This window comes from Sphingobium limneticum, from assembly GCF_008710155.1.
Classification (GTDB): Bacteria; Pseudomonadota; Alphaproteobacteria; order Sphingomonadales; family Sphingomonadaceae; genus Sphingobium; species Sphingobium limneticum.
Map to the genome: position 1 here is coordinate 387,650 of NZ_VYPZ01000001.1, position 13,729 is coordinate 401,378.

At 63.4% G+C, this 13,729-nt stretch carries 12 protein-coding genes; 7 read left to right on the forward strand and 5 right to left on the reverse strand.

The window, feature by feature from the left end:
- Positions 1 to 5: 5 nt before the first annotated feature.
- The 6 genes from F4U94_RS01510 (at position 6) to F4U94_RS01535 (ending at position 5,489) form a co-directional block, all read left to right on the forward strand.
- Positions 6 to 842 (forward strand): 3-keto-disaccharide hydrolase, encoded by an 837-nt coding sequence (locus F4U94_RS01510; protein ID WP_120253075.1) that lies wholly within the window; start codon positions 6 to 8, stop codon positions 840 to 842.
- On the forward strand, positions 839 to 1,399 hold the full coding sequence (locus F4U94_RS01515; protein ID WP_120253074.1) for a gluconate 2-dehydrogenase subunit 3 family protein: 561 nt from the start codon (positions 839 to 841) through the stop codon (positions 1,397 to 1,399). The genes F4U94_RS01510 and F4U94_RS01515 overlap by 4 nt, the downstream gene beginning before the upstream one ends.
- Entirely contained in the window at positions 1,396 to 2,241 is an 846-nt protein-coding gene (locus F4U94_RS01520) for a sugar phosphate isomerase/epimerase family protein (RefSeq protein WP_120253073.1), read from the forward strand. The genes F4U94_RS01515 and F4U94_RS01520 overlap by 4 nt, the downstream gene beginning before the upstream one ends.
- A gap of 26 nt (positions 2,242 to 2,267) precedes the next feature.
- Positions 2,268 to 3,950, forward strand: coding sequence for a GMC oxidoreductase (locus F4U94_RS01525; RefSeq protein ID WP_120253072.1), 1,683 nt, complete (start codon positions 2,268 to 2,270; stop codon positions 3,948 to 3,950).
- A 68-nt stretch (positions 3,951 to 4,018) separates the two neighbouring features.
- Positions 4,019 to 5,083, forward strand: a complete 1,065-nt coding sequence (locus tag F4U94_RS01530) for a LacI family DNA-binding transcriptional regulator (protein WP_120253071.1) — start codon at positions 4,019 to 4,021, stop codon at positions 5,081 to 5,083.
- 4 nt (positions 5,084 to 5,087) lie between these two features.
- On the forward strand, positions 5,088 to 5,489 hold the full coding sequence (locus tag F4U94_RS01535; protein ID WP_232016247.1) for a Dabb family protein: 402 nt from the start codon (positions 5,088 to 5,090) through the stop codon (positions 5,487 to 5,489).
- A 9-nt stretch (positions 5,490 to 5,498) separates the two neighbouring features.
- Here F4U94_RS01535 and F4U94_RS01540 read toward each other — a convergent pair whose 3' ends face one another.
- The 3 genes from F4U94_RS01540 to F4U94_RS01550 all read right to left on the reverse strand — a co-directional run bounded on the left by F4U94_RS01540 (position 5,499) and on the right by F4U94_RS01550 (position 10,395).
- Positions 5,499 to 6,977, reverse strand: a complete 1,479-nt coding sequence (locus F4U94_RS01540) for a glycoside hydrolase family 28 protein (protein ID WP_197716463.1) — start codon at positions 6,975 to 6,977, stop codon at positions 5,499 to 5,501.
- The gene (locus F4U94_RS01545; RefSeq protein ID WP_232016245.1) at positions 6,974 to 9,388 is read right to left on the reverse strand and encodes a glycoside hydrolase family 2 TIM barrel-domain containing protein; all 2,415 of its coding nucleotides are present in this window, start codon (positions 9,386 to 9,388) and stop codon (positions 6,974 to 6,976) included. Before F4U94_RS01545 ends, F4U94_RS01540 begins: the two co-directional genes overlap by 4 nt.
- Before the next feature lie 167 nt (positions 9,389 to 9,555).
- On the reverse strand, positions 9,556 to 10,395 hold the full coding sequence (locus tag F4U94_RS01550; RefSeq protein WP_150411819.1) for a fumarylacetoacetate hydrolase family protein: 840 nt from the start codon (positions 10,393 to 10,395) through the stop codon (positions 9,556 to 9,558).
- Positions 10,396 to 10,509: 114 nt separating this feature from the next.
- Between F4U94_RS01550 and F4U94_RS01555 the strand changes: the two genes are divergently transcribed.
- Positions 10,510 to 11,370, forward strand: coding sequence for an amidohydrolase family protein (locus tag F4U94_RS01555; protein ID WP_120253067.1), 861 nt, complete (start codon positions 10,510 to 10,512; stop codon positions 11,368 to 11,370).
- Positions 11,371 to 11,557: 187 nt separating this feature from the next.
- On the opposite strand, the gene F4U94_RS01560 is transcribed toward F4U94_RS01555, so the two are convergent.
- Both F4U94_RS01560 and F4U94_RS01565 read right to left on the reverse strand, forming a co-directional pair.
- A complete protein-coding gene (locus F4U94_RS01560; RefSeq protein ID WP_120253066.1) occupies positions 11,558 to 12,838 on the reverse strand; it encodes an MFS transporter in 1,281 nt (426 codons plus the stop codon).
- 33 nt (positions 12,839 to 12,871) lie between these two features.
- Positions 12,872 to 13,672 carry a 2-keto-4-pentenoate hydratase gene (locus F4U94_RS01565; RefSeq protein ID WP_120253065.1) on the reverse strand — a complete coding sequence of 267 codons (801 nt, stop codon included), beginning with the start codon at positions 13,670 to 13,672 and terminating at the stop codon, positions 12,872 to 12,874.
- Positions 13,673 to 13,729 lie beyond the last annotated feature (57 nt).

Consider the following 13,729-nt stretch of genomic DNA (forward strand, 5'->3'; position numbering starts at 1 on the left):
AGAGGATGAAACCCATTCCTATCGGCGTGGCAATGGCGGTCGGCCTGATGGCGGGCACATTGGTCCATGCGCAGGACAAACCCGGAAAGCTGGGTTTCAAGGACACACCGATCCTGCCCGGCGGCAAGTGGCATGTCCATGATCCCGATCGTCCGGCCCCCACGGTCGTCACGCCGGCCGCGCAACCGGGCGGCGCGCCGTCCGACGCGATCATCCTGTTCGACGGGAAATCGCTCGACGCCTGGCGCAGCGAGCGCAAGCCCTGGACCGTGGCGAAGGGTGTGATGACGATTCCGTCCCGCGCGGAGAGCGGCGGCGAAAACGCCCTCATTTCCAAGCAGGAATTTGGCGACGTCCAGTTCCATCTGGAATTTCGCTCGCCCAACCCGCCGACCAAAAGTTCGCAGGATCGCGGCAATAGCGGCATATGGTTCATGCAACGCTATGAGGTGCAGATTCTCGACGGCTATCAGAACCCGACCTATGCCGATGGCACGGTCGGCGCGGTCTATGCGTGGAAGCCGCCGCTGGTGAACCCGTCGCGCAAGCCGGGCGAATGGCAAAGCTACGACATCATCTTCGAGCGGCCCCGCTTTGCTGCGGACGGCAGCGTCGCACGCCCGGCCTATGTCACCGTGCTACTCAACGGTGTGATGGTGCAAAATCATCAGGCGATGCTGGGCACCACAAAATGGCGCTCGATTGCCCAATATCAGGCGCATGGCGACAAGGCGCCGATCCAGCTTCAAGATCATGACTCGCCGGTGTCGTTCCGTAACATCTGGGTCCGGCCGTTGCCGCAGGACGCCATCGCACAGGACAATAAGGGGGCAGGACAATGATGGACCGCAGACAGGCGCTGGCCGGCGTACTCGCCCTATTCGGCGCGCAGGTTTTTGCGCCGCTCGCCCGCGCCGCAGGCCTCGCGCCGGCCGGCGTGATCAGTGAGGGCGCACCCAGCATCCAGGTCTTCACGCCCGACCAGCGCGCGCTGATGACGGCGCTGAGCGAGCGCATATTGCCGACCACAGACACGCCCGGTGCCATCGCGGCAGGCGTGCCCGCCTATATCGAAAAGCTGCTGGCCGACTGGGCGCTGCCGGAAGATCGCATCCCCATCCTGTCGGGCCTTGCGGAAATCGATTCCCGCAGCCGCCAGGACTATAAGCTGCCCGCCGTCGATACCAAGCCGGAACAGCAGGATGCGCTGCTGACGCTGGCGATGAACGATGCGCTGCCAAACGGCATCGAATTTTTCGAAGCGTTCCGGCAACTGGTCATCACCGGCTATTATACGTCGGAAATCGGCATCACGCAGGAACGCGAATATCTGCCCGTACCCGGCGAATATAATGGCGCCTTCCCCTATGCTCAGGTCAACAAGGTCTATTCCGCATGATCATGAACCGTCGCTCCATGCTGCTGGGCGCAGGTGGCCTTGCCGCGCTCGCCAGCCAGAACTTCCTTGCCGGCGACGCGCAGGCCGCGCAGCTTCGCAAGGTCGGCCTGCAACTCTATACCGTGCGGGAGCTTTTCTCCGCCGATCCGGTGGCGACCTTGGAGAAGATCGCGAAGGTCGGCTATCGGGAGGTCGAATATGGCGGTGGCGGCTATGACGCCATGGACCATAAGCTGCTGCGCAAGACGATGGATCGTCTCGGCCTGACCAGCCCGTCCTTGCATATCGGCTATGACGCGCTGCTCGGCGATTTCGACGCCAGCGTCGCCATGGCCAAGACGCTGGGCGCGGACACGGTCATCCTGCCCTATATGGTGGACAAGCATCGCAACGCGGCGGCGTGGGACGCGGCGCTGGTCAATATCAACCGCTTCGGCGCGCAGTTGAAGGCGGCCGGCCTTGGCTTTGCCTATCATAATCATGATTTCGAATTTACCGTGAAGCCCGATGGCGTCAGCCTGTTCGACCGGCTATTGAAGGCCTGCGACCCCGCACTGGTGAAGATCGAACTGGATCTCTACTGGGCGATCCATGCCGGGGAGGATGCGCAGGCGCTGATCAAGCGTCTTGCCGGCCGCATCTATGCCTATCATGTGAAGGATATGCGCGCCGATCGCAGCATGACGGCGGTGGGTGCGGGCACGATCGACTTCGCCAGCCTGTTCAAGCTGAACGCGGTGGCCGGGGTGCGGCATTTCTATGTCGAAAATGACCAGTGCCCGGCGCCCTTCATCCCCGACATCACCAAAAGCTTCCAGACGCTGCGCGGTCTGCGCTTTTAAAAACTCCATCCTTGGGAGAGGATCATATGGCTTCGACGGACAGATTCGATGCGATCGTCATCGGTACGGGCATCAGCGGTGGCTGGGCCGCCAAGGAATTGACGGAAAAAGGGCTGCGCGTCCTGATGCTGGATCGCGGCCACATGGTCGAACATGGCGAAGGCTATACCTATGACGGTCGCCCCGCCTTTGACGTGCCGGCGCGCAACATCATGCCCGACGCCCTGCGGGAAAGCGACTATTTCATCGCCAAGCACGGCTATGTTCAGCCCAGCAACCAGGCTTTCTACAATAACGACCGGCTGAACCCCTATGATTATGAGGAGGGCAGCAAATTCTACTGGATTCGCCCTGGCGCCGTCGGCGGCAAGTCGCTGATCTGGGGGCGCTGGAGCTTCCGCTGGAGCGCTGCCGATTTCGAGGCGAACAAGCGCGATGGTATCGGCGGCGCCTGGCCGATCACCTATGACGACCTTGTGCCGTGGTACGACTATGTCGAAAAATATGCCGGCGTATCGGGCTCGCGCGAGAATCTGCCTTATCTGCCGGATAGCCAGTTCCAGCCGCCCATGCCCATGAATATCGCGGAAAAATGGATGAAGCAGCGGCTGGAAAGCGAATTTCCCGGCCGCAAGATGATCAACGCCCGCCTGTCCAACATGACCGAAGACAAGCCGGAACAGGGCCGCACCAAATGCCAGGTCCGCAATCAGTGCGGCAATGGCTGTTCCTTCGGCGCCTATTTCTCGACCCAGGCGGTGACGCTGCCGGCGGCGCGGGCGACCGGGCGGCTGACGCTGCGCTCCGATGCGGTCGTCACCAACCTCGAATATGATCCGGCGACCAAGAAGGTGACGGGCGTGCGCTTCGTCGACACCAAGACGGGCCAGGCCGAAACGGTGACCGCGAAGCTGGTCTTCCTCAACGCCTCGACCCTCGGCTCGGTGCAGATCCTCATGAACTCCCGCCAGCCGGACGGGACGCGCAGCCATTTCGATTCCAGCGGCACGCTGGGCCGTTATGTCATGGACCATATCTTCCGCGTCGGCGTGAAGGGCGACATTCCCGGCATGGAGGAATTTATCGAATTCGGTCGCCGTCCCGGCGGCGTCTATGTCCCGCGCTTCCGCAACAATGGTCAGGATGGCGATGTCGGCTTCAAGCGTGGCTATGGCTATCAGGGTGCCGCCTATCGCGAACCGTCCAAGCCGGTCGGCTTCGGCGCATCGATGAAGCAGGGCATGCGTCGTTACAGCGGCTGGAAATTCCAGATGGGCGCCTTCGGCGAATGCCTGCCTTACGAAGACAATCATGTCGCGCTGAACCCGGACAAGACCGACCGGTTCGGCGTCCCGCTGATGCGGTTCAACGTCACCTTCCGCGAAAATGAGCAGCGGATGATGATCGACGCCCGCGAACAGGGCGAAAAGATGCTGCGCGCCGCCGGCCTCAAAAATGTCGAAAGCAGCGTGCGGGAACATGTGCCCGGTGACGCCATCCATGAAATGGGCGGCGCACGCATGGGCGACGATCCCCGCGCGTCGGTGCTCAACAAATGGAGCCAGGCGCATGACGCGTCCAACCTGTTCGTCACCGACGGCGCCCAGATGGCGTCGATCAGCTGCGTCAATCCCTCGCTCACCTTCATGGCGTTGACAGCGCGCGCCGTGGATCATGCGGTCAAGGGGTTGAAGGCCGGCACGGTCTGAACGACATCCCGTCCCTTTCGCCACTATGACGCGATCGACAAGGCGCTATCAGGAGGGGCGAGGGGGACATGGATGTGACGGTAAGACGACGGCAAAGGGGGGTGACCATCCGCGCAGTGGCGGAACGGGCCGGTGTGTCCGCCATGACCGTTTCCAACGTCATCAACGGTGCCGGTCGCGCGGGCGCAGCGACGATCGAGGCGGTGCAGGCGGCGATCGCGGACCTCGGCTATGTCCCCAACCTTGCCGCCCGCCGCCTGGCCAAGGCGCGGGCGACGACCGTGGGCCTGATCTACGATCGGCGCACGCCCTTTCTGGACGCGGTGTTGGTCGGTTCGCTGCGGGCCACCAATGCCCATGGCTTGCAACTCATCCTGCGCGATGGTGAGGATGTCGCCCGCGACGGTGCCGAACGGATCGCGCAGGATCTGGTGCGCAGCGGGGCGGATGCGCTGCTGCTCGTCCCGCCCTTTGCCGAACAGCTGAGCGGTTCGGCCGCCCTTGCGTCGCTGGGCGTACCGCTGGCGACGATCGCGACCGGCATGGCCATGCCGGACGTGACCACCGTCCGTATCGACAATCACGCGGCGATGCTCTCCATAACGCAGCGGGTCATCGCCAACGGCCACAGGCGGATCGCCTATATCGCCGGTCCCGATCCCTATAGCGTCGTCGCCGCGCGTCTCGACGGCTTTCGCGCGGCGCTCGCCCGGCATGGCCTGTCCGAAGATGCGGCATTGATCGTCGAGCATGGCGACTTCGACTATCTGTCGGGCATCGCGGCCGCACAGTCGCTGCTGTCCAACCCGGATCGGCCCACAGCCATCATCTGTAGCAGCGACGATCTGGCCGCCGGCGTCATCGCCCATGCCCAGACTATCGGGCTGCGCCTGCCGCGCGATCTGACGGTGACGGGCTTTGACGATACCATCCTTGCCTCGCGCATCTTTCCGCCGCTGACCGTGGTGCGTCAGCCGGTCGAGGAGATGGCGTTTCGTGCGACCCAATGCCTGATCGCGGCGCTGGGCAAGGGGGCCGAGCAGACGATCATCAGCGACGAGCTTTTCGACCATGTCATTGTCGAGCGCCAATCCGTGGCGGCGGCACCCGAACATGAATCTATGAAGGAGTGAGGCAATGAAGGCCAGCAGAAGGGAATGGACAGCCATGGTGGCATTGGGTGGTGCGGGTATGGCGCTGACGCCGGCAAAGGCGGCGGGTCAGCCGCAATTGGTGCATCATGTCTTTTTCTGGCTGAAACAACCCGGATCGCAGGCGGATCGCGACCGATTGATCGCGGGGCTGCGCACATTGCGCGATATCCCCGTCATCCGCAGGCTGGAAATCGGCGTCCCCGCCAGCACCGAAAAGCGCGACGTCGTCGATTCCAGCTATGATGTGTCGGAACTCATGTTCTTCGACAATGCGCAGGATCAGAAAAGCTATCAGGATCACCCGATCCATCAGGCCTTCGTGAAATCCTGCGAAGGGCTGTGGCAGAAAGTCGTCGTCTACGACATGGCGATCGTGCCTGACTAGGGCTGGCGTCTATCGGCACACCGCCCATTTGTCGCAGCTTATGCTGTCGGCGCCGGGCAGGCTGCGCAGATAATCCTGCGTCCAGCGCCGCCCGCCTACGACAACATTGTCCAGCGTCGGCGGGTCGACGTCCACGGTCACGGACGGCTTGGCTTCTCGCCCCACGCGGATATTCACCAGCCGCAGGTCGTGGATCGGCGCGTCGGGCAGGCCGCGCACGATCAGCACCCGCTCGGTCGATCCGATCACGCAATCGCGCGCCGACACATGGGCGACCTGCGGCACATGGCCGCCGCCGTCGCCTTCTTCATAAAGCATCCAGATCTGGATGAAGGCCTTGTCCACTGCGCCGGCCTGGATACGGCGCAGATGGATATGGTCGATCAGTCCACCGCGATAGCTGTTCGATTTGATGATGAGCGCACGGGTCAGGTTCGGGCTGTCCATCCGGCAGTCATGGATGAAGACATTGCGCACGCCGCCGGTCAGCTCGCTGCCGATGGCAACGCCGGCATGGCCATCCTTCATCAGGCAATGGCGGATGACGATATTCTCACAGGGCTTGCCCAATCGCCGCCCGTCCGCATTGCGCGCCGCCTTGATGGCGATGCAATCGTCGCCCGTGTCGAACACGCACTGTTCGATCAATACGCCGTTGCAGGATTCCGGGTCGATCCCGTCATTGTTCGGCCCATGGCTGGCGCAGGTGACGCGGCGGAAGGTGACGTCGGTACATTCGACCGGATGCACCTGCCAGAAGGGCGCGGCCTCCACCCTGATACCCTCCATCAGCACCCGGCGGCAACGATAGGGCTGGAAGAAGGAGGGACGCAGCCGGCTGCCCTCGCCGAATATGCGCTCGGCCACCGGCACGCCACGTTCGGCCATGTCGAACAGGCGTGCGCGATCGGCGGCCTGTCGTTCCTTGTCCGGCGTGTCGCCATAGCGCCCCGCCCAGGGGCCTTTCCAGGGCCACCATGTCCGGTCGTCCGCCGATCCGTCGATTACGCCGTCGCCGGTCAGCGCGATATCCTCCGCCTCGAACGCATGGATGAGCGGCTGATAGCCCATCAATTCCACGCCTTCCCAACGCGTATGAACGGGTGGAAGATATCTGGCCGGATCGGGGATGAACGTCAGCCGTGCGCCCTTGGCCACATGCAGTTCCATGCGCGATTCCAGGCGTATGGGACCAGTCAACGTTACCCCACGCGGCACGATGATCCGGCCGCCACCTGCTGCGGCACAAGCGGCGATGGCGCGGGCGATGGCGCCGCTGTCGTCCGTTCGCCCGTCCGACACCGCACCGAAGGCGGCGATCGGAAAGCGACGGTGCGGGATTCGCGGCGGCTGGATGGCGTTCGCAATGGCTCTGGCCTTCGCCTCGACATCATCCAGCGACGTCGCGGCCCATCCCGGTCGCAGCGATAGGAGGGAGAGAGCACCGGCCATCGCACCGCGGCGCGACGATGCGAATGATATCGTCACCGGGTGGTAGCCAGATCGACGCTACCGGCCCTCAGGCCGTCGGCGGTGGCGGTGACGGTCAAGCGCCCTTTGCCCGCGCCCCGGACCAGCGCGACCGCCAGCCCGTCCTGCACAGCACGATCGGGCGAGGGGAAGGGGGTATGATCGACCGAGGAACCGTTGTCGGTCGCAATCAACTGTCCCGCGCCCTTGACTGTGAAATGCAGGCGGTGGCTGGCGGAGGGAACCGTGATGCCGTTCGCGTCCACCACCCGCGCGCGCACATAGACCATGTCGTCGAACGTCGACCCGACGGTCGGCGCGTTCGGCGTCAATTCGACGCGCACCGGCTTGCCCGCGGTCCGCAGGCTGTCGGACACCGCCTCGCTGCCCGGATCGCGACAGGTGGCCCGCACTTCGCCGGGCGCATAACGCACCGCCCAGCGGCGCGGCGAGGCATCCTGATGGATCGGCAAGGAGCCGAGCGAACGGCCGTTCATAAACGCCTCGACCTGCTGGCAATTGCTGTAGACCTCGATCGTCTCGTCATGCGGGCTGCGATCCTGCGGCGTCCAGTCGTCGAACAGGGCGACCTTTGGCTTGGGCGTGGCGACGGCGATCATCGTCGGCAGCACGGGCTGGTTCGGCCCGCCCGCGCCATCGGTCGACGGACCGGCCGCCGCCGGATCGGCATTGCGCACGACATGCAGCACCGGCTTGTCCGACCACCAGCTTTCACGCTCCATGCCGCTGATCTTCTGGCGGCCGGTGCGATCCAGCAGACCCGCCGGATTCTGGATATTGGGCCAGCCCGACCGGTTCGCCTCGCCCAGATAGTCGATGCCGGTCCAAAGGAACATGCCCGAAAAGGGCGCATAGTCGCGCACCGGCACCCAGTTGGTGCGATTATGGGCATTTTCGGTGCCGACGATGCTGCGCTTGGGGTTCTGCTTGCTGGCCGCGATCAGCTCATTTTCGCGATAATTCTGCCCGACGACGTCCAGCATGTCGGCCAGCCCATTGTCATAATCCTTGGTCACGTTCGGTCGGAATAGCGCCATCGTCACCGGGCGTGACGGATCTGCGGCATGGACGATGTCCAATATGCTGCGCAGCGCCGCCTTGGCCTGTACCGGATAGGCGGTGTCGTGGATTTCGTTGCCCGCGCTCCACAGGGCGATGCTGGGATGATTGCGGTCGCGCCGTACCATGTCCAACGTATCTCGCTTATGCCAGTCGCCGAAGAAGAGATGATAATCCTCCGGCGTCTTGGCGACATTCCACTGGTCGAACAGTTCGTCCATCACGATCAGCCCGAGTTCGTCGGTCAGGTCGAGAAATTCGGGGCTGGGTACATTATGGGCGGTGCGGATCGCATTGACGCCCTGCGCCTTGAGCGTCGTCAGTCGCTGGCGCCACACCGCCAGCGGTACGGCAGCCCCTACCGCGCCGCCATCATGATGCAGCGCCACGCCCTTCAGCTTGAAATTGCGGCCATTCAGCCAGAATCCGGTTGCGGGATCGAACCGGGCTTCGCGCACGCCGAAGCGCACATCCTCATTATCGAGCAGCGTGCCATCGGCGGCCAGCACCCGAATGGCGGCGTGATATTGCGCCGGATCGCTGATGTCCCAACGACGCGGGCGGGGCAGCGCGACCTCGACCGGAACGATCACCGTACGACCGGCGGCCACGCTGGCGGCCGTCGTCACGGTCCGGGCGACTTCGCGGCCATCGGGATCGGTCAAGACCAGTTCGATCTTCACCTGCGCCGCATCGCCGCTATCATTCTGCACATCTGCGGTGACGGCAATGGTCGCCTGGCTGTCGCTGATGGCCGTCGCCCGGACATAGGCGCCGCCCTGCGATATATGCACATCCCCCGTTTCGATCAGGCGGACAGGACGATAGATGCCCGATCCTGTATACCAGCGCGAAGACGGCGCAGCGGACGTGTCCGCACGCACTGCTATAACGTTGCGGCCATCCGCGCGTAGATGTCGGGTCAGGTCGTAACGCTGGCTGACATAGCCCATTGGGCGATAGCCGATATGATGGCCATTCACCCAGACGCCACTACGCTCCATGATGCCATCAAATTCGATATAATAGCGCCGCCCCGGCTTGGGCGTCAGGGTCAGCGGCTTGCGATACCAGGCTACCCCGCTCGGCAGGAAGCCATTCTCGCCAGCGGCTTTCGCATTGGGGTCGAACGGGCCGGCGATGGCCCAGTCGTGCGGCACGGTGACGGCCTGCCATGACGCATCGTCCAGCGTCGCCGTCTCTGCGCCTTCCGGATCGGCCTGGATGAAACGCCAGCCGTCGGGCAGCGGCGTCACGGCGCGCGGCGCCGCGTGGGCTGCGCCGATCGACGCCAGAACCGTCGCCAGCGTGTAGACTTTCCTCATGCCGACCCATGTGCGCACAGCCATCTCCTCTCCTGCTGACCAGCTTCACCGGCCTAGGTGCATGGCTAAAGACTATTCCACTATTTGCAATATGGTTTCAACATGCGGAGTATTTTGAGGTGGCGAGGCCAATGGAAGGCGGCGCCGGCGATTCCTTTCCTGACGGACGGGAAAGGCCGGCGCGGATCAAATCAGACGAACTGATGCTTCTGTTCGCCCAGCTTTTCGATGCCAAGGCTGACGACGTCACCGGCCTTCAGATACCAGGGCTCCGGCTTCTGCCCCAGCCCTACGCCCGGCGGCGTGCCGGTGGTGATGATGTCGCCGGGCAGCAACGTCATGAACTGGCTGACATAGGCGACGATCTGCGCGACGGTGAAGATCATCGTCTTCGTGCTGCCGTCCTGTTTGCGCGCGCCATTGACGTCCAGCCACATGGACAGCGCCTGCGGATCGCCCACTTCGTCGGCGGTGACAAGCCACGGACCCACCGGGCCGAAGGTCGGGAAACCCTTGCCCTTGTCCCATGTCGCGCCGCGCTCGATCTGCCACGCGCGCTCGGACACATCGTCCACCACGCAATAGCCCGCAACATGGTTCAGGGCGTCGGCTTCGCTCACATTATTGGCGGTGCTGCCGATGATGACGCCCAACTCGACTTCCCAGTCGGTCTTTTGCGATCCGGCCGGAATGGTGACGGGATCATTCGGGCCCTGAATGCAGCTGACCCATTTGTTGAACACGACCGGTTCGGCCGGGATCGGCAGGTTCGATTCGGCGGCATGGTCGGCATAGTTGAGGCCGATGGCGACGAACTGTCGCGTGCCGGCGACCGGCGGACCATAGCGGACCGGCCCTTCGATCAGGGGCAGGCTTGTCGGATCGATGGCGGCCAGTCGCGCCAATCCCTCCGGACCGATTGCCGCGCCGTCCAGATCGGCGACATGGGCCGACAGATCGCGTATATAACCATCGCCATCGACCAGAGCAGGGCGTTCCTGACCGGCATCCCCGATACGGCATAATTTCATGTGTGGCGTCCTTTCAGATGAATTTTCGACGAACTGGCATAAATGATTGCGCTACCATCATTCCGATGCCCTATGTAGTGGAATTGGCGCACAAGAAGCTGGGTGGAGAGAGACATGGATGAGCATCGCACCGCGCGGCCGCGCATCCTGGATTCGCATCACCATTATTGGCGGATAGGGGGACCGGGGCAAGCCTGGCCCGATGCAGGCTGGCCATTGATTCACCGCGACTTCCTGCCGACCGACCTGCGCGCGGCGACGGACGGGCTGGATCTGGTCGGCACCGTGCTGGTGCAATCGCAACCGGACGATCGCGACACCGACTGGATGCTCGCACTGGCTGCCGAGGATACTTCCATTCTGGCTGTCGTGGGCTGGGTCGCGCTGGACGATGCCGGCGCTCCCGCCCGGATCGCGCAACTGGCCCGGCATCCCAAGCTGGTCGGCCTGCGTCCGATGTTGCAGAGCATGGACGACAGCGATTGGATTTTGCGGGACGCCTGTGCCCCTGCGATCGACGCGATGCTGACCCATGGCTTGCGCTTCGACGCGCTGGTGCAGCCTCGTCATTTGCCGGCGATCGGCCGTCTGGCCCAACGCTGGCCGGACCTGCCGATCGTCATCGACCATGGCGCCAAGCCTTTCGCGGCCCAAGGACGTCTCGATCCCTGGCGTGACGACCTCGCCGCACTGGCGCGCTTTTCGAATATCTGGTGCAAGCTGTCGGGCCTGCGCACGGAGCAGGCGCCGGGACAGTCGGCCGATGCGCTGGCGCCCTATGTCGCGCATATCCTGGCGCAGTTTGGCGACCGGACGATGTGGGGCAGCGACTGGCCGGTGCTTTTGCAGATGGGCGATCGGTATAGCGATTGGGTCGACGCCACAGTGCGACTTGCCGGCCCGCTCGACGCGGACGGCCGCGCCCGTTTGTTCGAGGGCGCGGCCCGCGCCTTTTATGGCCTGCTGGCGGACTGATTGGCAAAGTGCAGGCTGTCCTACAGCGCACCATCCGGGATATGGACGATCCAGAGGACACAGCGCCAGCCTGTTAATATAATATCCTATCGTCGCATCGATATTTCAGGATTTACGGGAAATATGCGAAGTTAAGGCAGGCCTTTCCTATTGTCCGGCCCGCCGCAGGACGCAGCGGGCCTTGCCTTCATTCACTGGCGACGCTGACCCGCTCCAGTCGGGGCGAGAGCAGGTGCACGGCCGCCAGCGCCACGAAATAGGCGCTCGCCGCCACGGCGAACAGCGGCGTATAGCTGCCGATACTGTCGAGCACATAGCCGGCATATTTGGCCATCGCCATGCCGCCCATCGCGCCCACCGTGCCGCCGATGCCCACGACCGATCCCACCGCACCGCGCGGGAACAGGTCCGACGGCAATGTGTAGAGATTGGCCGAGAAAGCCTGATGCGCCGCCGTCGCTATGCCGATGATCAGCACCGCCACCCACAGATTGTCGATCGACTGGGCAAAGAAGACCGGCAGCACTGCGCAGGCGCACAGCAACATGGTCAGCTTGCGCGCGGCATTGACGCTCTTGCCCGCCTTCATCAAACGGCCGGACATCCATCCACCCGCAACGCTGCCCAGGTCCGATAGTAAATAGATGGCAACCAGCGGCGGCCCGAAGCTCAGCAGGTCGAGGCCATAACGGGTACCCAGATATCCGGGCAGCCAGAAGAGGAAGAACCACCAGATCGGGTCGATACAGAATTTCCCGATGGCATAGGCCCATGTTTCTCTGACGGTGATCAGGCGGCCCCAGCCGATCGGCTGGACCGGATCGGCCGGATCTTGGCGGATATAGGCCAGTTCCTCGGCCGAAATCTTCTTATGGGCCTCAGGCTTGCGATAGAGCGCCAGCCAGGCGATCAGCCAGAGGACGCCGAAAATCCCGGTAGCGTAGAAAGCGACCCGCCAGCCATAGGCGACGGTCAGCCAGGGCACCAGCAGCGGCGTCACGATCGCGCCGATATTGGCCCCCGCGTTGAACAGGCCGATGGCGAAGGCGCGTTCCTTTTGCGGAAACCATTCGGTCACCGCCTTGATCCCCGCCGGGAAATTCCCGGATTCGCCGACGCCCAGACCAAAGCGCGCCATTGCGAACTGGGTGACGCTATGCACCCCGCCATGCGCCATATGGGCGATGGTCCAGATGACGACGGCGATGGCATAGCCAAAGCGTGCGCCGACCAGATCGACGATCCGGCCGAAGCCCAGATAACCGACCGCATAAGCCGCCTGGAACCAGAAGACGATATTGGCATAATCCGTTTCGGACCAGGCCATTTCCGCCGACAAAGTGGGTTTCAGCACCCCGATCATCTGACGATCGACATAGTTGATCGCGGTCGCCGCGAACAACAGCGCGACCACGACCCAGCGATAACGGGTCGGCGGGCGATCCTCGATCTGTATGTCCTTCATCATCCTGCTCCTGTTGCGGCTCTTGACGTCCGCTGTTTATCGCGCTGGCTGGGCTTCTATCCGGCAGTTCAGGGTGCCAAGCGGGCCGAAATCCGTTTCCACCTGCTGCCCGGGTCTGACAGGATGGACACCGGTAACCGCGCCGGTGGAAATCCACCAGCCCTCTTCGACCGCGATGCCGCGCTGCGCCAGATTTTCCAGCAGGAATCGCACCGATCCGATCGCGCCATGGTTGAAGGCCGCGGCCGTGCCTGCGCCGATCTCCACCCCGTCGATGCGAGTAACGATCCGCTGTTGTGCATAGGCGCCATCGTGCCAGTCGGGTACGGCCGGGCCGATCAGCAAGCCGTTATTATTGCCGAAATCGGATACCGTCACTGCCGGGCCATGACCGTTGATGCCCTGAAAGGGCGAACTGGCAATCTCGATCCCGATATGCACGGCATCGACATGGTCGGCGGCTTCCTCCAGCGTGAATTGCCGCTGATCGGGGGCGGGGGCTTTACCGATCCGAAACAGAAATTCCGCCTCGACCGCGCCGAACCCTTCGGCGAAGACAAGGCCGGTCGCCAGCCCATCCACCTGCGCTACCGTCGAGGCGAAAATCGGTCCGGCGAGCCGGTCGCAGCCATAGCGAGCATCCAGCGGCGGCAATATGCGCCCGACCTTCCAGCCGGCAACCGGTTCCGTTACCCGCGCCATGGCTTGTGCCTGAATATCATAGCCCGCATCCAGCGTTTCCGGTGGGGTGCCGGGATAGTCGGTCAGGCCCGTTGCGGCCCGACGTGCGGCCAGAAAACGGTCCGCGATGGTCCCTGCTCCGTTGCTTGCGTTCATGGAACGTCCTTTTCTGTCATTTGCCTATGCGGTAATGGAAACCGGTGTCATTGGCAA

Coding starts and splice junctions, on each gene's coding strand:
- F4U94_RS01510 (WP_120253075.1), top strand. CDS start 6: ATGAAACCCATTCCTATCGGCGTGGCAATGGCGGTCGGCCTGATGGCG.
- F4U94_RS01515 (WP_120253074.1), top strand. CDS start 839: ATGATGGACCGCAGACAGGCGCTGGCCGGCGTACTCGCCCTATTCGGC.
- F4U94_RS01520 (WP_120253073.1), top strand. CDS start 1,396: ATGATCATGAACCGTCGCTCCATGCTGCTGGGCGCAGGTGGCCTTGCC.
- F4U94_RS01525 (WP_120253072.1), top strand. CDS start 2,268: ATGGCTTCGACGGACAGATTCGATGCGATCGTCATCGGTACGGGCATC.
- F4U94_RS01530 (WP_120253071.1), top strand. CDS start 4,019: ATGGATGTGACGGTAAGACGACGGCAAAGGGGGGTGACCATCCGCGCA.
- F4U94_RS01535 (WP_232016247.1), top strand. CDS start 5,088: ATGAAGGCCAGCAGAAGGGAATGGACAGCCATGGTGGCATTGGGTGGT.
- F4U94_RS01545 (WP_232016245.1), bottom strand. CDS start 9,388: ATGGCTGTGCGCACATGGGTCGGCATGAGGAAAGTCTACACGCTGGCG.
- F4U94_RS01550 (WP_150411819.1), bottom strand. CDS start 10,395: ATGAAATTATGCCGTATCGGGGATGCCGGTCAGGAACGCCCTGCTCTG.
- F4U94_RS01555 (WP_120253067.1), top strand. CDS start 10,510: ATGGATGAGCATCGCACCGCGCGGCCGCGCATCCTGGATTCGCATCAC.
- F4U94_RS01560 (WP_120253066.1), bottom strand. CDS start 12,838: ATGATGAAGGACATACAGATCGAGGATCGCCCGCCGACCCGTTATCGC.
- F4U94_RS01565 (WP_120253065.1), bottom strand. CDS start 13,672: ATGAACGCAAGCAACGGAGCAGGGACCATCGCGGACCGTTTTCTGGCC.